The sequence below is a fragment of the Victivallis sp. genome, from assembly GCF_048170485.1.
Lineage (GTDB): Bacteria > Verrucomicrobiota > Lentisphaeria > Victivallales > Victivallaceae > Victivallis.
Window position 1 is genome coordinate 1 of sequence record NZ_DBEXAY010000247.1, and the last position, 20,156, is coordinate 20,156.

The window sequence follows — 20,156 nt, forward strand, 5'->3', positions numbered from 1 at the left end:
GGGAACTGTTTTAAAGATAGCGCCGCCTGTCCTCCGATGCAACGTCCGGCCTATGAATAAAAATTTATAAAATATGAAGAAAATCACACAAGGCGGTTGCATTTCTGCTGGGAGAAACTATATTTATCGAAACTTAATTCATGTTTCCATATGAATGAAATCACAAACTCCATCTGGAATACCGGCGTCCCGATCCGAATCGACGCCATCCGCACCGCCCAGCTCTATAACGTCTGGGGCCCCTGCCTGCTCGGCGGCCCGTACTGGCGGCTCTACCTCCATTCGGCGCCCGGGGCCGGCATCCTCATCCGCCGGAAGCACGTGGAGTTCCTGCCGGGGAAAATCTATCTGATTCCCCCTCACTGCTCACTCGGCACCTGGTGTGACAATCCGGAGACACGGCAGTTTTATCTCCACTTCGAAATGCGTCAGTTCGGCGGCGCCCCCGGGTTTCTCTACCATGAACTGGAGTGTACGCCTTTGCTGCAGGAGCTGGCGGACCGGGCACGCAACGCGGAGGATCTGTTCCGCGAGACGGCGGCAGTCGCCCTGGCCGCCGCTGCCGTCACGGAACTGCCCCGGGAAATTCTGACGGAATTTCACCGCGATCACCGGATGGACCGGATGATCGATTTCATCCACGACCGGTTCCGCTCGCCGCTGAGCATTGAGAAGATGGCCGCGGAGTGCGGCATGGGGGTGAACTGCTTCATCCGCCGCTTCCGGGAATGCACGGGCTGTACGCCCTATCAATACCTCACCCAGGTTCGATATGCCGCGGCGGCCCGGATGCTGGAGAACGATCTTCTTTCCATCGACGAAATCTGTGCGGAGGTGGGGATTCCGGACCGGTTTCATTTCTCCCGTACCTTCAAGCGGCTCTACGGTCACACCCCGGCTGCCTACCGCAAGGCGGCGCGGAACGGATGATTTTTCATGGAAAATCCTCCCCCGCTCTATTGACTATTTTCATTGCCGCGTTATGTTAAAGCAGAAAGAAACCGTTTCAAACCAACAGGAGCGAGGTTGCAAATGTATTACACCGGATTTGCAGACGAAGCGTCGGCCGGTCTGGCCGGGCAGATCAAGGCGACGAAGGAACTCGGCTGGCAGTATATCGAATCGCGGGCGATCGATGGAGTGAACATCCACGATCTGTCGGATGAAGCGTTCGACCGTGCGGCCGGGATGCTGGAGGATTCCGGCGTCAAAATCAACTGCTTCGGAAGCGCGGTGGCGAACTGGAGCTGGAGCGCGCTCAAGGAGGAGGACTTCCAGAAGACGACCGAACAGCTCCGCCGGGCGATCACCCGAATGAAGCGGCTCAACTGCACCATGCTGCGCGGCATGAGCTTCAAGGCGGAGTGGAACCGGCCCGCCTTCGACCCGGAAGTGGAGAAAAATGTCTTCCGCAAGGTGAATGAACTGGTCCGCATGTGCGAAGAGGCCGGCGTGCTTTATTTGCATGAGAACTGCAACAACTACGGCGGCATGTCGTGGAAACACACGTTGAAGCTGCTCGATCACGTCAAATCGCCGAACTTCAAGCTGGTCTTCGACACCGGCAATCCGGTGATCAACTTTGACCGGAGCAACGGCGATGCGCTGGAGCATGTCCAGAGTTCGTGGGAGTTCTACAAGCATGTGAAGGAGTTCATCTACTACGTTCACATCAAGGACGCGAAGTTCATCGGCCGCGGCGATAACGGCTTTGCCAAAGCGGAGTTCACCTTCCCCGGCGAAGGCGAAGGGGATGTGGCGCGCATTGTCGAGGATCTGATCCGCAACGGCTACGACGGCGGCTTCTCGATGGAACCGCACATGAAGCTGGTGTTCCACGAATCGACGCCGGCGGAAAGCGCCGCGGCGGAACGGTACCAGAACTACGTGGAATACGGGCGTCGTTTCATGAAGCTCGTAGACGACATCAAGGCGAAGTGCGGCAAATAATCTGCTTTTGCCAGTTGAAAAGAAGCGTCCGGCGAAAACCGGGCGCTTTTTTGTATCGCCGGAATCAGGAGGAGAGCCGAAAACGCCTCTTCTCCACCTGCGGATTCAATGCACGTCTGTACTCCCGCGGGGAACAGCCATACTCCAGGCGAAACGCCTGAAAGAATGCGGAAAAATTTTCATACCCGACGCTCCGCGCAATCTCATTGATCGAACAGCTGGAATTCAACAGCAATTGTCCGGCTTTGGCCAGCCGCAGTTTCTGCAGCATCTTCATCGGAGAGGTGTAATAACGACAGCGGACATGCCGGATCAGAGACGCGACACTCATGCCGCAAAATTCCGCCATTTTTTCCAGATTCCACGGAGATTCCGGATGGAGAACAAGCTGCCGCCAGAGTGCAGTCAGCCGATCGGGATTCTCCTCGGGCGGCGGGAACTCCAGCGAGAGCGACTTCAAGTTGTAATCCAGCAGCTGCAGCAGCACGCCGGCATACCCGGTTTCTATTGCCGAAACATTTTCCCTGGAATAGCGTTCACACTCTTCTTCGGAAGAAAAATCCGGCAGAACATCCCCCCACGCGGGAAAATCCTGCAACGGGAAATCCGAACGGGCGGCAATGACTCGACGGTCGATCATCTCCAGTTTGATCACACCGTTCATCACCTCCATCAGCTCCTTCAAACAGGGAGCCGCGGCGGAACATGCGCCGGAGGCCCCACAACAACTAATCCAGTGCGGTTCAATCAGATGAAACCAGAGAAACTGCCACGTTTCCTCCCCGGCATGTCGATAGAAATGAGGCATCATCGGAGGCGCGAGCGCAATTGTGCCCGCGGGCAGCGGAATCTCCCGGCCGTCAACCGTAAGAGCCCCTTCCCCGCGAACCGTCGCAATCAGGAAATGAAAGTAAGCCAGCCGCCGCAATTCAAACCCCGCACCGCAGCAACTGATTCCGCCGAACTGAATACCGGCGGTCTTCAGTTTGATTCCCGCCTCGGAACAGCTGTAGGTGGGCAGAAAACGCTGCCGCATGTTTTCCGGAAACTTCCTCAAATACTCCTGATAACGAAACATGTCCTCACTCCTTGTTCAGCACCGAAGTCCGCCTTCTGCCTGCCGTTGTTTTCCGGTCACGGAACCGGTTTTAACAGCAGGCAATCCAGATTCAACGGGGCGCCGTCGATATTTCGCAGGCCGAGACAGTGCGTTCCCGCCGTCAGCGACAGCGTGACCGCCGCACCATTCCGGAGCGGCGGAAAAGTCAACCACTCCGCCGGACCGGCTCCCAGCCCGCCCGTCGCGGGAAAGTTCAGCCAGCCGCTCTCCACCCCGTCCACGATCAGCGTTCGCCGCGCGTCGTCGTTCGTCGCGAATCGGGCCTCAAGGCGATATTGTCCGGCCACGGGAACGGCAAATTGCCAGAACAACGTCTGCTCCTTCTTGTCCCAGTGAGAAATCGATTTTCCATGGGCACCGGGCTTGTCGGAGCGAATTTTCACCCGGGGACCGGTCGCCTCGGAAAATGCCTCAGCCTCCAGCAGAATGCACCCTTCGTCCGGTTGGAACGGTGCCACTCCGGTCAGACAGCCTCCGCGTAAAACCCGTCCATCAAGCAGAGTGAGTTTCGCGTGGATCCTCTTTCCCGGTGAAGTATTTTCCGGCAGGAACTCCTGCCGGAGCGTCGACTGTCCGGCTTTCAAGTCGATCTCCCGGCGGAGCGGAGAGGGCAGGCAGTCTCCCTCCCCCGATATGACAAGCGTCCCCTTCAACGGAGTCTGCAACGGAGCGCTGACCACGATTTCCAGTCTGCTATTTTCCCCTGTCTGTCGAAAGGTCAAATTCAGATTGGGGGAACGGTTGGTCGGCAGATAGGAGAGAGCCGGATCCAGCAGATAGCCCATCGAATTGGCCGCGATCGTCTGTCGATAAGCGGGATCCTGCATGAGGCAGATCCGGCGATCCATCGCCGGAATCGTCGTCGAATAGACCCGAAACTCCCCGTTGAGAACAGTCAGCGCTTCCTCCCGCCAGTCTCCGAGGATATCCGCCTGCATGAGAAATTTTCCGACAAAACCGCCCCCGGAGGGGCCGCCGTTGAAATCGCAGACAACCGGCGTGGCGTCTTCCCGCTGCAGATCGGCATCCCAGTAGAGAAAATGCCGACTTTTCCGGTAGGGAGCGGCATCGCCGGAGTACAGCAGCTTCCCCTCCGGAGAAAAATGGCGCACAATCGGCTTTGGGCCGCCCGGCTTGCCGCCGAGGATATCCGCACCGCCGACCTCCCAGCCGCGATACCGCGGGTCAATGTCACCGGCATAGCCGAAGTGAATGTGACGGCTCGATTCCGAAAGCTCCCAGAGAATCCGCCCGGTTCGGGCATCGGCACAGGAGAAACCACCGGTGAGACAGGGCGATTCGTAAAGCGCAAGAATCTCCAGCCCCGGATTGGTATTGGTGACATCGGTGACGAAAATATGGTCGGGATGCCCGTGACCGGAGCTCCACAACGGCTGACCATCGTCGTCAAGCACAGCGCCGCCGAGAACAATTTCGTCGCGTCCATCGCCGTCAAGATCAACCGTCCGGGTCGTATGCGCGCCCTGCCCACGATACTCGCGCCCATATCGGCGGCTGTCGTACTGCCACAATTGTTTCAACGTATTATCCTTCAGCTGCCATGCTTCGGCAAGCATGATGTTGTAGGTGCCGCGCAACGCGATAATGCAGGGGGTTTTCCCATCCAGATATGCAACGGCAAGCTGGTTGCGGGAGTAGAAGTTGTAGGCCATCTTCTGGTTCAGAAACGGTTCCCGCGACGGCCACGGCGCCCGGGCAATCTCCCGACCGGTCAGCCCGTCCCAGACCATAAGAAATTCTTCGCCGCGAACAACCTTTCCCCGGTTCTCCCCGGATTTTTCACGCAGATCACCGGCCTCCGGAGCGAAAGCCTTCAGAATCACCTCCGCCCGCCCGTCACCATTCACGTCGTAGACGAGGAACGGACTGTACCAGATGCCGCTTTCCAGATTCCAGCCGAGATTTTTCCTCCAGAGAAGTTTTCCATCGCTCCGCAACGCCTCCAGCACGAAAGGATGGGTGGAGGGTTTCCACAGCGTGTACCAGGGATCCACGTTGGATTTCCACATATCGATGCCGGGAGCGCCGTAACGGGCGACAAAGTCGTACGTTCCGTCGCCGTCCAGATCTCCGATACCGATCTTATTGACCTGTGCCAGCGGGTCGCTGAGTCGGTAGACGGCGCAGGGGCTGCGCGGCCCGGGATTCGGCCGCGCCTCAGCTTTTCCGGAAACGCCGGAGAATCCCGCAGCAGGTCGAAGCTCGTAAATCGAACCGGGAACCGGATTCTCCACCAGAAAATCGGTGGTCTGCACCAACGGGCTGGGGTTGAGTTTTGTCGTCCCGTCTTCCGAGTGTCGCAAGAGATCAAATCCGATTTGCGGATCATCGGAGGCGAGGAGCCGCCAGGAGAGATAATCCCCCTCCGGAGTTTGAAAAGCGACCAGTCCCCGGTCCAGCTTTTCAGTGACCCGTTCCGTGGCGAAGCCACGCACCGGACGAGGAATCCGTTTTTCCGGAGGAAGCGCTTCCAGCAGAATATCGTCCACCAGGAGATCGCACGTCCCTCGGCCTTGAAAACGAATTCCCACAGAATCCACATTCGATGGCAGAACCAATGTGGCGGAATACCGTTCCCACTCACCGCTCAAATGATCGAGCGGTTGATTGATCAGCGCGAAACTGACCAGTTTCCGATTTCGCAACCCGGTCAGCTGGAGAAAAACCGAACCCCGGTGGCCGTCGTTGCTCTTCGCCCGGCAGGAAAGACGGACGCGAAGCCCCGGCGAAACCGGGACAATGCGCGACCGTGTAAACGCCCAGTCCTGTTTTCCGATCGAGGAGAGATGTGCCACGCGCCGTCCGTCCGACTCCGTCACCTCAGCGGAAAAGAGCATCCCTTTCCGGCACCAGGTGCTCCAGAATTCCGGCGCTTTCCCGATCGGATTATCCCGAAAGTTCGACAGCAGCAGAGAGCGGGCGCCATCCGTTTTTGATACCGGGGCTGCGCCGGCGAAAGCGGCCAGAGACGCCGCCACCGTCAGAAAAATTCCGCAAAGTTGACTCAACCGTTTCATTTTTCCATTGTCTCCATGCAAAATATCGTTAAGAAATATGCGTGACGTTCTGCTCATTTTCAAGCAGAAGCCCCTGATATCCGGCGGGAATCAGAAGGCGATTCCGGAAGAAACAGCTACGGCCGGGACTGCCTTCCAGCCGGAAGGAGCGTTCCGGAATCGGTCGAGGATCCAATCGATCGTGGAAATCCCAGAGCTGCACACTGCCGTCAGTACGCTGCGCAAAACAGACCAGATCACCGGAAACCGTCGGAATTCCGCGCAACACGCCACGATGGACCGGATGAAGCTGCCAGCAACTGGAGGGCCCGGCCGCATTCGCCTCCAGAAATGCATAGCGGTTGTTGCACAGAATCAACGTCCTGTTATGAAATACCGCGATTCCATCCGTGTGCGCAGCCAGACTCTCCGGAATCAGATTGCCGACCTCCGGTTCCCTGCCGTCAATCCGGAACCAGGCGAAGCCGCCGCAATGCCAGTTTGCCAGCATATAGCCGCCGCAGCTGCCGTTGCTCACCAGATCGCCATACAGAAGCCCCTGCTGTCGATGTTCCAGAAGCAGACGCGGGGCGGCAGGATCAGCGACGTCAATCAGGAAAAGTTCCGTTTCCCGATTGGAAGCCGCAAGAAAATGTCCTTCGTCCGGCAGCCAGATCTTCTGAACCGGCAGCGGGAGACGTCCGACCGGCTGCAGCGCATCCGGCTGATCAATCCGGTAGATTCCCAGACCGTCATTGCCTTCGGCGCAGAAGAGAAGATCCTGTCGAAGTTTCACATCGTACGCGCAGGGAATCGGCCAGCGCCGCAACAACTTCATCGCACTCTCCTCCAGCGAAACAGTTTGCAACCCGCCCTGCCCGCATGCGGCAAAGGCGACGCTTCCGCGAAGCTCCACCTCGCGAACCTGCCCGTATTCCGGCTGATACTGACGAAACGGAAGCGTCGATGCGGGGCGACGGCATCTCGCAGCAACCACGGGAAGAACGGCCGCAGATTGCTCTGTGTGGACTCTCGGAACCACCCCGGGGACTTCCGCCACATGAAGCCCGGTCGTCACGCCGGAGAGATAGAGGACCCCCTCCCCCGGCGCGACACCGGAGACCGCATCCGCCAGCCCGAGCGCGGGAACCTCCGGCAGCAGAATCCGATAAAGAAAGCGCGGGGTTTCCGGCCGGGCCACGGAGAGCAGAAAAACTCCATTGTGCGTATCAGCGACAGCCAGCAGTCCCCCCGGAATCGCCCGGGGAGTCCAGAAGTCATTGTATGCGTGAAACAGCGGTGGAAATTTCGTCACGGAGAGCCGTTTCGGGGATTCCGGAATGGAGACATCGAAGATTTCCACCCCGTGTCCGTGGCCAAAACGCTGCGCCGCCGGCCCCGAATGCGCATGATGTCCGGTCGCGGCGAAACAGAGGGAGCCGAGAAGATCGATCCCGTCGCCGTATCCATCGAGCCGTATACAGGCAATTTCCCGGGGGAAGACCGGGTCACGCACATCCGCAATCCGGATCTCTCCCGCATACCATTCGCCGGAAAAGAGCAGATGCCCCGCCTTCCGGACCGACTGCGATTCCGGAGTCCGATAGAGCGAAATGTGCCGGGGACGCCGCAGGTCGGAGCCGTCGACAATTTCCACGCCATAGACCCGGTTGCCCAGAAAAATCAGGTTTCCGTCGACCTCCACCCCGGTTGCCATCTCCACGGAATCGTAGCGGGAAATCACCTCCGGATAGGCGGGATTCCGGACGTCGATGATCCACAAACCGTTCTCCCGTGCCGAGACGAAGGCAAATCCGTCCTCCCGGAGCGCCAACTGCCGGGCATTGCGAACAGGCGCACTTTCCCCCAGGAAACGGGGCTGGAGCGGCCGGGAGATGTCATAAATCGCCAGACGATTCCCTGACAAAGCATAGAGCAGACGCCCCCGCACCTCCACGGCGAGAGCGGGCCCTCTCGATTCAAAACAGAACGACGGAAGGAGTTTCCCATATTTGCACAGCGGAGCCTCGACTTCCGCAGCCATACATTCCTGCATCTTCAACAACCTCCACCCCTGTCGACTTCTACCAGATCGACTCGAGTTTGTCCGCCCGGGCACGATTCATATCCGGCGACTTGCGGATCCGGTTGGAACTCGACACATGTCCGGCGAGCGAGAGAATGTTGCAGCGCAGCGAATGCCGGTATCCGGCCCGACACAGAGCGGAGGTATCGGTCGTCGCCGTGCTTTTCGGCAGAAAAAGCGGATCGAACTGATTGGCATCGAAACTGTTGATGCCTCCGCTGAAGGAATCGCTCACCTGAATCACCTTCGACGGATTGCGGATCCTGCTGACCTTGCGGATATAACCGTTCTGTTGATCCGTGATGAACTGTGTCCCGTATTGCGACCAGCTCGCGGCATACCACATGCCGTAGCCCTGGTATCCGAGCCGGCTGTTTCCACCGTTGGTTCCCTGTTTCTTATCCTCCGGATTGATGGCAGGACAGATGCTGATGTCCGGTCCGGTATACATCCATTGATCGCGCCGCTTGGACCAGGCCACCGGAACCGTTCCTCCGGTCACCTCCATGACGCAGAAACTCCCGGGAGCATTCCAGGCTCCGCCGCTGCCGTCCTCCCGCCGACCACCGTCATATGGGATCGTATAATCATCAAATGCCATATAATAACTGTGAAACACCGTGCCCCACTGCTTGAGGTTGTTGACACAGCCGGTATTCTTCGCCCGGGCACGAGCCTTGCCCAGCGCCGGCAGAAGCATGCCGGCAAGAATAACGATGATCGCGATCGTAATCAGGAGTTCTATCAATGTAAAATTCCGTCTCATACTTTTTCTCCATTGTTTGTTGTGATTGAGAAATTGATGGATTCGCTCATTTCGCCATTCCCGTTCACTCCTTCCCTGAATCAGTTGACGCCCGCCTGAATCATCGAGGCTTCATCCACCTTGACCGAATATCCCTGTTCCATCCGGATCACCACATAGGTGCAGAGGATGAGCAGCAGATTGGTCACGATGTTGGCCAGCGCGAACAAGGTGACGTTGAGACTGCTCTCCATGTGGATCGAGACGACGAACTGGGCGACCACCAGCCCCAGCGTCAGCGCGAACTTGATGCCGAACACCATCATCATGCCGTGATGCGGGATCCCGTATTTCGGCATTTCGCCCCGTTTGGCGCTCGCCAGGTCGAGCCGGATTCGCCGCGACAGGAGATACCAGAGTACCGCCACCACGATCGAAAGCGGAATCACCAGACAGAGGAAGAGCCGGATGGCCGATTCCATCTGATGCACCTGGAACGGCCAGAGCATCACCACCGCCAGCGCGAGACTGCCGTACATGACGAAGTCCATGAAACGGAGCGCAATCCGCAGCAGACGGCTGTTGTATCCGGTGGTCGCCACGACCGGAATGTGTTCGATTCCCTCGGGAGTCCACGGCGCCGGCGGATGAAATTTCGCGTCGCCGCCGAGTTTGAGCCAGCGGCGGTAGGCGAGTGTGATGACGATGAAGTTGAGCAGCGTCGCTCCGCCCGACCAGACGAAATAGAAGCGGTAGCAGTAGCCCGCACCGCCGGCGGTGACGATCGGATAGTTCGAAAGGTGAAGTTCACAGAGGTATTTGACCAGATCGTAGAATCCGCCGACCATGAATCCGGCGAGGATCGTGCAGATGGAGTAGACGATGCCGCGCGCGCTGCAGAACTGGCCGTAGCGCGAGTGCGGGAAGAGCCGCATGGTGATCGGCATGGCGCACGCCGCCGACAGCGCGTTCATGAAGGAGTAGAGCAGCTGTGCGCCGAGCGAGAGGAAGAAGAAGGTGCGTCCCGGCAGGTCGATGAAGAGCCAGACCCAGTTCATCAGCGGGCCGGTGATGTTGAAGATGATGCCGTAGGTGTAGGCCCGCAGCGGATGCCAGCGGTCGACGAACACCGCGGCGAAGAAGGTCGCGATCATGCCGGCCAGCATCAGGATGCCGTTGTAGATGCCGATCTCCTGCAGATTCATCTTCATTTCCAGCAGGAAGAACACCTGAAATCCCCAGGCGACTCCGGCGAACGCCAGGATTCCGGAGCTGATGAAGAGCAGTTGATAGAACGGTTCGCCGAAGGACTCCCGGAAGAACTGCCGGAGCGCATCCCAGCGGCTGCTCTTCTGCTCCTGCTCCGGTTCCAGCGGCGGATATTTCCCCTCCTTGACCATGAGGCACATCAGCCCGAAACCCGCCGCGTAGAGAATCGCCGACCCGACGAAGATCTCTCGGGAGTGGCTCTCGGCGAACTGAAAGAGGAAGAAGTTGTAGAGGGCGCTGACGCCGGTTCCGACAATCCGGAACGCTCCGGCAAACCGCCCGAGATGACTCTGCGGCACCACGTCGTTGAAGAGGTAGTTGAAGGTGGAGTTGACGAACTGGTTGAAGAACTGAAACAGCACCATCAGCACCGCGAGCAATCCGATGGTGACCGCGGCCGGGGAGAAATCCGCCAGCACGGGAACCACCCGGCGCAGCCAGAGCGCGATCTCATTGTGAAATCCGATCAGCACCAGGCTCGCGCAGAGGAACGGCATGCTCGCGACGATGAAGGGAATCCGCCGCCCCCAGCGGCTGCGGCAGCGGTCGCTCTTCACGCTGATGTACGGCGAGATCGTCATTCCCATCAGGTTGGGTATGGTTGAAAGGATCATCCCCATCAGCCAGTTCGGGCACTGCAGATTCTTGAGGTGCAGCGGGACGATGCTCGGCACCACCGTCTCCATCAGCGTGAAGCAGAAATCCCCCCAGAGCAGCCAGACGAACAGCATCGTCAAAGCTGTCCGGGTGTAGGTCAATGTTCCACAGCGGAAGAGCGTCTCCTCCGGCCTGTTTGTCGTACTCTCCATCCTTGTCGTCCAATCTTTTCTGAGGCAAAACCTTAGTGAAATTTTTCCATTCCTGGCTCATTCTGAATTAAGTATACGGCAAAGCGGCCGGAAAAACAATCGAGAGATTTGCATATTGATTTAAAATATGATCAAATACGCGAAAATCGGTCTTGTTTTGTCGGCAGAACGGGAATTTTCAATCACCCGGCATGCTCCGAAAAAGAGAATGCAATCCCCCAAAGAATATTTACGGGGCAATCGGGGAGAGAATCGGCGAACAACGGGTTTCCATTCTTCCAAAGCTGTTGCTTCGATCTACCAATAAAATGCCATCCTCCCGGGGGCGAGGCGTATCATGCAATTGAAGTTCTTTCTGATTGCCGATGAACGCGGCAAAAAAAAGAAGCGCCCCTTCGTGTTGCGAAGAGACGCTTCTTTTTCCCAGCAAACGATTCTTGCCCGGCGGAGGAATTCCCCCGCCGTCAAAGGCGGACGGCAACTCCATTTTCCTTCAGATACCGCTTGAGCGCAGGAATCTCAATCAAACGGAAGTGGAACACCGACGCCGCCAGCAGGATCGTCGCCCCCGCTTTCACCGCCGCAAGAAAATCCTCCATCTTCCCCGCACCTCCCGAGGCCACAATCTGCGCCCGGCACGCCCCGGCCATCGCCCGGATCACCGGCAGATCGTAACCGGTTCTGGCTCCGTCACCCGCCTTGCTGGTGGGCAGAATCACCGGCACGCCCGAGTCATCCATCCGCTTCGCCCATTCCAGCGCGTCACAGCCGGTCGCGGTACGGCCGCCGTCAATGTAAACTTCGTATCCGGAAGGAAGCGCCGGATTGATGTCGACGTCGATCGCCACCGTTACCTTGTCCGCCCCGAACTCGTGAATCAGTTCCGGAATCAGTTCCGGGCGGCGATAGGCGGCACTGCTGATCGAAACCTTGTCCGCCCCGGCCTCCAGCACCGCCGCCGCGGCTTTGACGTCGCCAATGCCTCCCCCCACCGTGAAAGGCACCGTGCAAACCTTCGCCACGTCGCGAACCACGCGAACCAGCGTCGGCCGGTTCTCCACCGTCGCGGTAATATCGAGCATCGCCAGTGCATCAGCCCCGGCGGCACAATAGGCCTGCGCACACTCCACCGGGTCTCCCGCATCGGCAATATCGACAAAATGAACCCCTTTCACCACCCTGCCGTTCTGCATATCCAGACAGGGCATAATCGAAACCATATCAGCCATTCTCTCTGTTCTCCCTGATTTAAAACAACTCTTTACGGCGTTTCCGCACCTCTGCAACGGCCAGAGCCGTCAATTTGAGCAGCTCCGTATCGCGAGCCTCCGGCGAGAGCTTGAGAAACGCCCCCATAATCCGGTTCTCCTCCGCCGTCAGGCTGGAATAGGTGGAAGGCTCGTCACAGCCCGCCGCCGCAATCATCGCCTCCGTCGCCTGCTGCTGCAGCTCCGGCGGAAGCACATCGAACTCATCCAGCAACACCTTCTGGTCGCTGAACATTTCCACCAGCTCATGGTGGCGCCGGTAGGCCGGCCCGATCCGCGGCGGCGGCTCCCGTTCCGGCTCCGGGCCGACCAGGAACGGCTTGAGCGCCGGGTAGATCTTATCCCACGTTTCACTGCGGGCGCGCCGGGTCTTCCGGTCGATGAAGCGGCGCAGGAGTTCGATTCTCACCCCGGTCACCCGGGACAGTTCGTTGAGCGACAACGCCGCGGCGCAGCTTTCAAATGCGCGCGCAATGTCGTCGCTGATTTTCTTTACAGAAGGTTTCTCTTCAGGCTGCCGGGAATTCATTTCCATCTCTCATTCCAATTCAAATTGTTGATCCAGTTGCGCGGCTTTCCGGAACAGTTCCCGGAACTCCTCTTCGCTGTACTGGTAGCGCGTCTGCAGGTAACTCACGATCTTACGACAGTTGTCCGCATCCGGGATTTGCAACGTCTCAATTGTTCCATCCACCAGAATGACATTGATCGACCCGGCATGGTTGAACGGCCAGTCGATCAAAAGCGGCAACCGGGGATTCGATTTCTTCGTGTATCCGTTGAAGTACAGATAGGAGCAGTTGTCAAACGAAAACTCCTCCGCATCCTTTGCCGCTTCATCCTCGCTGCCGGGGCAGACCAGCGCCGCCGGCGAAAGTCCGCTGGGGAACAACTCCTTCAGCCCGCCGATTCCCGCCTGCGCCGGGAACGCCCCGCCGTGTGCCGCGGCATATTTCATCAACGCGTTCCGGACGGCCTCCAGACCGCCGCGGCACTGCTGCAGCTGCTGCTCCGCCTGAATCGAGCTCCGACGGCTGTCAAACTGTTCGCCAAGCGCGGCAACCGCGGTGAAGACCGGCAGAGCAATCTCGCTGAGAAATTCAATCTGGTTGAAATCCACCGTCGCATGAGCGACCGTGGAGAATCCATCCGGTTCCCGACGGGTCACCGCCAGTCCGGCCGGCGGCAGACTGGAGTCAAACGCAATCGTGTCGTCAAACTGGCGGTTCAATGCGGCGGCAAAAAATCCGAAGAGCGGCGCCCCCACATAGAAGAAACCGGTTCCCTCGACCGGAAGGCCTTCGGCCAGCTCCTGAAACTCCGGCGTTTCCACCAGTCTGCCGGCGGAACTCATCTTCTCCAGCGTCTCTTCGCCCAGCATGGCAAACAGCATGGAATTATCCCATAACAGCTGCAACTTCAACTCCGGATATCCCGGAACCGGCCCCGGAACGATGGAATTCGCCGTCACCTTCGTGCCCGGCAGCAGCCGCGCCAGTTTCCCCAGCTGTTGAAAGAGAAAGCGTTCCCGGTCATTGAGCACCAACAGAGCGTGAACCCCCTGCAGCGTCTCCGGGTCGGCATCGTCATCCAGAAACAGCACGACACCGATCTCCCCCGACACGGACTGAAGCAGTTTTTTCAGCGGCATGTTCAACATCGTCCGCGAGAGACGGTCCATATCACCGGCGCTGCGGTCGGTGCGGCACAACGCCTGCCAGACCGCGTCCGGATGGAGTTCGAAGTCCGCGGCGAACGCGGTTCCAACCGGCAGGGCCTCAAACTCCGGGCGCAACGGCCGGTTCGTTTTTCCGTCGAGGGCCCAGAGCGCCCCTTCCGCGCCCGGTTTATGCAGAAGCACGCTGCGGTTGGTGAAAAGCCGGGCACGGCCGTTCTCATCGTTCCGAAACACCTGTGAGCTTCTGCCGTATCCTTCAAGTTCATCGATTCCGGAAAGGTGCCAGCCGATCTCAAACGCGGCGGAAAACAGCACAAAAGGATCGCGAATCTCCCGCGGCAGGTCGGACTGTGCGATCATCGTCGTCAGGCGGCTGCCGTCCCGCTCCAGCCCCTCAATGAGATAACGCGGATTGGAAATCATAAAATAACTGCCACCGGAATCGAGCCGGGAGGCAATCCGGTCAAAGGTCCGGCAATCTTTCTCCGAAGCTCCGGAATCCATTCGACAGCCGCTGGCCAGGCACACCAGCAGCAGGGCGGACAGCAAAATGGACAGCTTGCAATTCATCGCACGAAATTCCTCTCTTGTTCTTCTCCACTAAATATAAGAGAGAAATAGCGTCGCCGCAACCCCGCAACCCCTGTTTTTTTCAATTTTTGTCGAAGGAGCCGGTTTCCAGAAAGCGGAGGGTCAGGTGCCGCGCCTCCGGCCGGTTCATGATGAACGCATGCCCGGAGTCAATCACCACGTGCGCCCGCTCCCCTCGCAGGTGGGTGGAGGAGAGCGAAACCTTGTTGTCGAAGCGGCCGGCAATGATGCCGATCTCATACCCCTCCGGCACCGGCAGATCGTGGACCGCCGCCTCCGGGCGGTCGGCCAGATCCGGCAGCGGGCGAACCAGAAAGGGCGACGGGGCAAAATGTTCCACCCACGCCGTCGCAACCGCCGAACCATGGTGGGGAGGCGCCAGCATGACGATGCGGTGCACCATTTCCCCTCGCCCGGTTGCGGCAAGTTCCGCGAGCGCAACCCGGGCCAGCAGTCCGCCCATGCTGTGCGTGACCAGATCGATCTGCGGCATTTCCCGGCGGCACAGAAAATCGGCAAGTTCCCGCCCGTGTTCCACGATGTGACGCCGGGTGGTCCGGTAGTCGTAAACCACCACCGGGCGCCCCTGACGGTTCAGCCAGAGAGCAAACTGCTTCATCACGATGCCGCGATGAAGCAGGCCGTGCACTAGAATGACGGGGATCCTGCCCGGCTCTCCGGGCAGGAATTCAATATGCCGCAGTCCGGCGGCGTAGCGGGCGAGCAAACGGATCATGTTCCCCTCTTCGATTAACGTTCCGGAACTCTGTAATATACATGGAATTCCGGAAAAGTCCACCCGAAAACCCGCCGCCGGACATTCACCGCCGTCAGGAGTGCACCACCGGCAGCCGGAGCGAGAAGGTGCTCCCCTCGCCGACCCGGCTCGACACCTCGGCACGGCCGCGATGAAGCTGCATGATATGCTTGACGATGGCCAGGCCGAGACCGGTGCCGCCCGCTTTGCGGCTGCGCGCCTTGTCCACCCGGTAGAACCGCTCGAAGAGCCGGGGAAGATGTTCGGCCGGGATGCCGCAGCCGTGGTCGATCACATCGATCACCGCCTCGTCGTTCTCCTCCCGCACCCGGACCTGAATCTCCCGGTTCTCTCCGCTGTGTTTGATCGCGTTGTCGATCAGGTTGAACACCGCCTGTTCCAGCAGTTGCACATCCGCCTCGATCTTCGGATCCGATTCCACGGTGCAGGTCAGCTTGATTCCGGCGGCCTCCGCCTTCGGCTGTGCCAGCTCCATCGCCGTACTGACCGGAAGCGCCGCTCCGACCACGGTGAAGTTGTACCCTTCGCCGACCGCGTGACACTCGAGCCTGGAAAGGCTCAGGATATCCTCCACCAGCGAGGTCAGCCGCTCGGAGTGCAGTTCGATGATCTGCATGAAGCGCGCCGCACTTTCCGGCTCTTCGATGGCCCCGTCGCGCAGAGTTTCCACCGCGCCGCGGATCACGGTCAGCGGGGTTTTGATTTCGTGCGAAACGTTGGCCACGAAGTCGCGGCGGAAATTCTCCAGCCGCCGCAACTGGGTCAGATCGTAGATCACCAGCAGAATACCGCTCTGCGCTCCGGCCCAGGTGACCAGAGAGCCCCGGAGCCGCAGCTGAAGCGTCCCCTCCGGCAGGCGGACGGTGAATTCGGATTCCAGCGGCTTTTTCTCTTCGCGCAACTTGCGGATGAACTCGGAGATCTCGAGGTTGCGCACCACTCCGGTGATCGGGGAGCCGAGCGGATTATCCTTCAGATGAAACATCCGGCGCGCCGCGGTGTTGATGTCGATGACCTGCTCCTCCATATCCAGCACAATCACCCCTTCGGCAAGGGCGGCAAAGATGGCGTCACGCTCGCTCTTTTCACGGGAAATATCGTTGATCCGGGCCTTGAGCTCCTCCGTCATGCAGCTCACGCTTTCGGCCAGCTCGCGGATGGCGCCCCGTTCCGGAATTGGCAGCCGGGTGTCGAGCTCACCCGCGGCAATTTTCGCACTGGCCCGGCAGAGAGCCAGCACCGGGCGGCTGACCGTCCGGAAGATGATGTAACTCAGTCCGCCGGCGACCAGTGCGGTCAGGAGCACAGCGAAGATGATATCCATCCGCACCCGGCTCAGCATCCGGTCGATCTGATGGATGGAAAAGGCGGAGCGGAAAATATAGAGTGCATTGCCGATGCGCACCGGATACGCACAGTAGATCAGCCGTTGCCCCTGTGTGGAGCTGAAGCGGACGATCGGCGCTCCCGCCCTGCCGTTCCGGAACGCCTCCAGGGCTCCGAGAATTTCAGGACGCATCGCGTGATTGTCCATCTGCGCCGGCTCCTCCTCGGAGTCCGCCAGCACCTTTCCATTGGCGTCGATCACGGTAATGCGGGACTTCACGGCGCCGCCCTCATCCCGGCAGAGCTTCTGCACTTCGTCCATCCGCCCCGCCTCGATCAGCGGCCGGGCGGCATAGGCGAGCAGTCTCGCCCGCCCCAGCAGCTCCGTCTCCGTCTGCTGAATATAAAGCTCTTCAAAGGAGCTGAACTGGAGCCAGAAGAAGAAAAAAAGCACCACTGCCACCGGCAGAAAAATCAGCGGCCACGACTGGATGAATCCGTTTTTCATACCCCTCTCCTCACTCCTGAACAAACCGGTAGCCGACACCGCGGACCGTTTCAATCAAACTGCCATATTCCCCCAGCTTGCGGCGCAGACTGACCATCTGCACGTCGATCGCCCGCTCCGTCACAGGGTAATCATCCCCCTTGACCTCGTTGACGATCTGCCCCCGGGTGTAGACCCACCCCGGACGGCGGGCGAGCAAATAGAGTATTTCAAACTCGGAAAAGGTAAGAACCAGCGGCTTCCCGTCGAGCAGAGCCTCCCGCGTGCCGCGGTTCATGGAGAGCGGCCCCCGCTTGAGCGTGGTTCCAGCCGCCTCCGACTCCAGATGGTTCACGCGGCGCAGAACCGAACGGATTCTGGCGATCAGCACTTTCGGGCTGAACGGCTTGGGCAGATAATCATCCGCCCCCATCTCCAGCCCGATAACGATATCGCTCTCCTCGGACTTCGCCGTCAGCATGATGATCGGAATCGCGCTGGTCCGCGGCTCGCTTCTGAGCTTCCGGCATACGGTAAGCCCGTCGATCCCGGGCAGCATCAGATCCAGCAGAATCAGATCGGGGGCGAACTCCTGTGCGGCCGCCAGCGCGGTCTCCCCCGAATCACAACATCTGACGCGGTCGAACCCCTCTTTGTTGAGGTTGTACCGAATCAATTCCTGAATCGCCTCTTCGTCTTCGACGATCAGGATCTTCTCTTTGCCCATATTCACCTCCTTGATCTTCTGCCGGATAACATAGTCCGGCATTGTTCAATTCCGGTGCGTCGGTTGTTAGAATTCGGTTAGATTCACGCTTTCTTCACGCGGAACGCTCCGCCGGGCGCATCCTCGACCACGTAACCGAGACCGGCGATTTCGGCTCTCAGCCGGTCGCTCTCGGCAAAATTCTTCGCCTTGCGCGCCGCGGCCCGCGCCTCAGCCATCGCCATGACCTCCGCCGGAATCTCCACCGTCCGGATCCGGTCCGGTTCCAGGCATCCGGCGATCCGGTCGAACTTGCGGAACGCATCGAGAATTTTTGCCGCACCGGCGGCGGAAAGGGTTCCGGCATCGGCGAGCTTGTTGCCGACCCGGAGCAGTTCAAACATGGCGGCGAACGCCTCCGACACGTTGAGGTCGTCGGCCATGGCGGCGGAAAACGCCTCCACCGCGGTCGCAACAGGCGCCTCCGCTTCCGAACCGTCGCCGGAAACGGTAATCGAGCGCAGACGGTTGAAGAACTCGTCGAACCGCCCGAGCGTTTCCCGGGCCTGCGCGAGCGCCTCAAACGTGAAGTTGAGCTTCTTGCGATAGTGGGCGCCGAGGAGCACCCAGCGGATTTCACGCCCGCTCCACCCTTTCGCTTCGAGGTCGCGCAGCGTATAGAAGTTGCCGAGCGACTTGGACATCTTTTCGCCGTTGACCATCAGGTGGGCGCAGTGGAGCCAGTAGTTGACCCACTTCTTCCCGGAAGCCGCCTCGCTCTGGGCGATTTCGTCTTCGTGATGCGGGAACATGTTGTCGATGCCGCCGGTATGGATATCGAAAGAGTCCCCGAGATATTCGCTCGACATGGCGCTGCATTCGATGTGCCAGCCGGGGCGCCCCTTGCCCCAGGGGGAGTCCCAGGCGACGTCGCCGTCGAGTTCATCCCACGCCTTCCAGAGGGCGAAGTCGGCGACGGAATCCTTTGCGTATTCGTCGTTCTTGATCCGGACGCCGGACCGCTGATTTTCCCGGTCAATCTTTGCAAGTTTGCCGTAATTCGGGAACTTGTCGATGGAGAAGTAGACCGACCCATCCTCCGCCCGGTATCCGAACCCCTTCTCCATCAGGATGGAGATCAGCCGGATCATCTGCGGAATATGATCGGTGGCGGCGGGATAGACCTCCGCCGGTTCGATGTTGAGGGTCTTGAGATCCTCGAAGAACGCCTGCTTGTACTTCTGCGTAAACTCCCGCAACGGAATTCCGGCGGCGCGGGAGTCGCGGATGGTCTTGTCATCGACGTCGGTGAGGTTCATCACCTGCCGGACCCGGTAGCCGAAGAACTCCAGGGTGCGGCGGAGCAGATCCTCGAACATGTACGCGCGGAAATTGCCGATATGGGCATAATTGTAGACGGTCGGCCCGCAGGTGTACATGCGGACCTCTCCGGGATGAATCGACCGGAACGGTTCCACCCGGCGGTCCATCGTATTGAAGAACTGAAGCTCCATGAGATACTCCTGAAAATAAAAATTATGGATTCCGCACAGTTGCGGCTCCGTTGTTCCGATGACAGCAATCTCATATAATCTATCAGCAAAGCTCGAATTTACAAAAAAAATCAAAAAAAAAGTATAAAATCTCTCAAAAAAAATTTTACCTTTGCGAAAAGTAGAGCTATATTAGAAAACATCACCAGCGGAGAGATGGCTGAGTGGTCGAAGGCGACGGTCTCGAAAATCGTTATACCCTTCCGGGTATCGAGGGTTCGAATCCCTCTCTCTCCGCCATCTTTTTTCCGTTTCGATTTCTGACAGCCTCCTCTACGGCCCGTTGCCGTACGTTACAGCGTTTTCCCGCTCGGAATTTTTGGAAAATTGGTAATTTTTCAACCTCTTCTCCTGCTGGAGCCATTCATCACAATTGTTTTTGAAGTTGAACAGAGATCGTGTCCGATATTTTGCACACATTTGTTCTGAGTGCTTGCTGATTTTCCCAGCGTGACACGAAACGACTGGAGCCAAAGTGTGTTTTCTTAACTTGAAGGATTGTGATATCAGACACAACCAAAGTCTATTTCGGAACTTGTAATCGGCAAACCGCGGGATATAGTAACGCAAAGACTTTTGCACCAATCTTTCCATAAAAAATGGTCCAAGCGGGGGAGAATCGCTCCGGAAAGGCTTATTCAAAGTGTCAGAAGTGTCCTCTTGTAAAAAAATAAATTCAATATATAAAAGTCTAGGGATAATTATTGGAGTAGGTGGACTTGGATTATCTTTTCTGAATTTTGCAGTCAATTTAGCGGAGTATAATGCTGCAT

At 58.5% G+C, this 20,156-nt stretch carries 15 protein-coding genes and 1 tRNA gene; 3 read left to right on the plus strand and 13 right to left on the minus strand.

What is annotated here, in order from left to right; all coding sequences use genetic code 11:
• Positions 1-150: 150 nt before the first annotated feature.
• Positions 151-930: a helix-turn-helix domain-containing protein gene (locus ACMLHG_RS12865; RefSeq protein ID WP_417170746.1), complete on the plus strand. Its 780-nt coding sequence runs from the start codon at positions 151-153 to the stop codon at positions 928-930.
• 102 nt (positions 931-1,032) lie between these two features.
• A complete protein-coding gene (locus ACMLHG_RS12870) occupies positions 1,033-1,950 on the plus strand; it encodes a sugar phosphate isomerase/epimerase family protein (RefSeq protein ID WP_295806346.1) in 918 nt (305 codons plus the stop codon).
• 64 nt (positions 1,951-2,014) lie between these two features.
• On the opposite strand, the gene ACMLHG_RS12875 is transcribed toward ACMLHG_RS12870, so the two are convergent.
• The 13 genes from ACMLHG_RS12875 to cysS all read right to left on the minus strand — a co-directional run bounded on the left by ACMLHG_RS12875 (position 2,015) and on the right by cysS (position 19,344).
• On the minus strand, positions 2,015-3,028 hold the full coding sequence (locus tag ACMLHG_RS12875) for a helix-turn-helix domain-containing protein (RefSeq protein WP_417170747.1): 1,014 nt from the start codon (positions 3,026-3,028) through the stop codon (positions 2,015-2,017).
• A 56-nt stretch (positions 3,029-3,084) separates the two neighbouring features.
• Positions 3,085-6,108, minus strand: a complete 3,024-nt coding sequence (locus ACMLHG_RS12880; protein ID WP_417170748.1) for a hypothetical protein — start codon at positions 6,106-6,108, stop codon at positions 3,085-3,087.
• Positions 6,109-6,136: 28 nt separating this feature from the next.
• Positions 6,137-8,131 (minus strand): LVIVD repeat-containing protein, encoded by a 1,995-nt coding sequence (locus ACMLHG_RS12885; protein ID WP_417170749.1) that lies wholly within the window; start codon positions 8,129-8,131, stop codon positions 6,137-6,139.
• A 40-nt stretch (positions 8,132-8,171) separates the two neighbouring features.
• The gene (locus ACMLHG_RS12890; protein ID WP_295806341.1) at positions 8,172-8,939 is read right to left on the minus strand and encodes a type II secretion system protein; all 768 of its coding nucleotides are present in this window, start codon (positions 8,937-8,939) and stop codon (positions 8,172-8,174) included.
• 80 nt (positions 8,940-9,019) lie between these two features.
• Complete coding sequence (locus tag ACMLHG_RS12895; protein WP_295806339.1) at positions 9,020-10,996, minus strand: MFS transporter; 1,977 nt, start codon at positions 10,994-10,996, stop codon at positions 9,020-9,022.
• Between the two features lie 229 nt (positions 10,997-11,225).
• A complete protein-coding gene (locus ACMLHG_RS12900) occupies positions 11,226-11,483 on the minus strand; it encodes a hypothetical protein (protein WP_295806335.1) in 258 nt (85 codons plus the stop codon).
• Positions 11,461-12,216 (minus strand): imidazole glycerol phosphate synthase subunit HisF, encoded by a 756-nt coding sequence (gene hisF, locus ACMLHG_RS12905; RefSeq protein ID WP_417170754.1) that lies wholly within the window; start codon positions 12,214-12,216, stop codon positions 11,461-11,463. Before hisF ends, ACMLHG_RS12900 begins: the two co-directional genes overlap by 23 nt.
• 28 nt (positions 12,217-12,244) lie before the next feature.
• On the minus strand, positions 12,245-12,793 hold the full coding sequence (locus tag ACMLHG_RS12910) for a hypothetical protein (RefSeq protein WP_417170750.1): 549 nt from the start codon (positions 12,791-12,793) through the stop codon (positions 12,245-12,247).
• Positions 12,794-12,802: 9 nt separating this feature from the next.
• Positions 12,803-14,512: a hypothetical protein gene (locus ACMLHG_RS12915; protein ID WP_417170751.1), complete on the minus strand. Its 1,710-nt coding sequence runs from the start codon at positions 14,510-14,512 to the stop codon at positions 12,803-12,805.
• 82 nt (positions 14,513-14,594) lie between these two features.
• On the minus strand, positions 14,595-15,269 hold the full coding sequence (locus ACMLHG_RS12920) for an esterase/lipase family protein (protein WP_417170752.1): 675 nt from the start codon (positions 15,267-15,269) through the stop codon (positions 14,595-14,597).
• A gap of 94 nt (positions 15,270-15,363) precedes the next feature.
• Positions 15,364-17,145, minus strand: a complete 1,782-nt coding sequence (locus ACMLHG_RS12925; protein WP_417170753.1) for an ATP-binding protein — start codon at positions 17,143-17,145, stop codon at positions 15,364-15,366.
• Between the two features lie 10 nt (positions 17,146-17,155).
• Entirely contained in the window at positions 17,156-17,851 is a 696-nt protein-coding gene (locus ACMLHG_RS12930) for a response regulator (protein WP_417170755.1), read from the minus strand.
• Between the two features lie 83 nt (positions 17,852-17,934).
• Entirely contained in the window at positions 17,935-19,344 is a 1,410-nt protein-coding gene (cysS, locus tag ACMLHG_RS12935; protein ID WP_295806323.1) for a cysteine--tRNA ligase, read from the minus strand.
• A gap of 189 nt (positions 19,345-19,533) precedes the next feature.
• Here cysS and ACMLHG_RS12940 point away from each other — a divergent pair.
• A tRNA-Ser gene (locus ACMLHG_RS12940) sits at positions 19,534-19,623 on the plus strand.
• Positions 19,624-20,156: the final 533 nt, after the last annotated feature.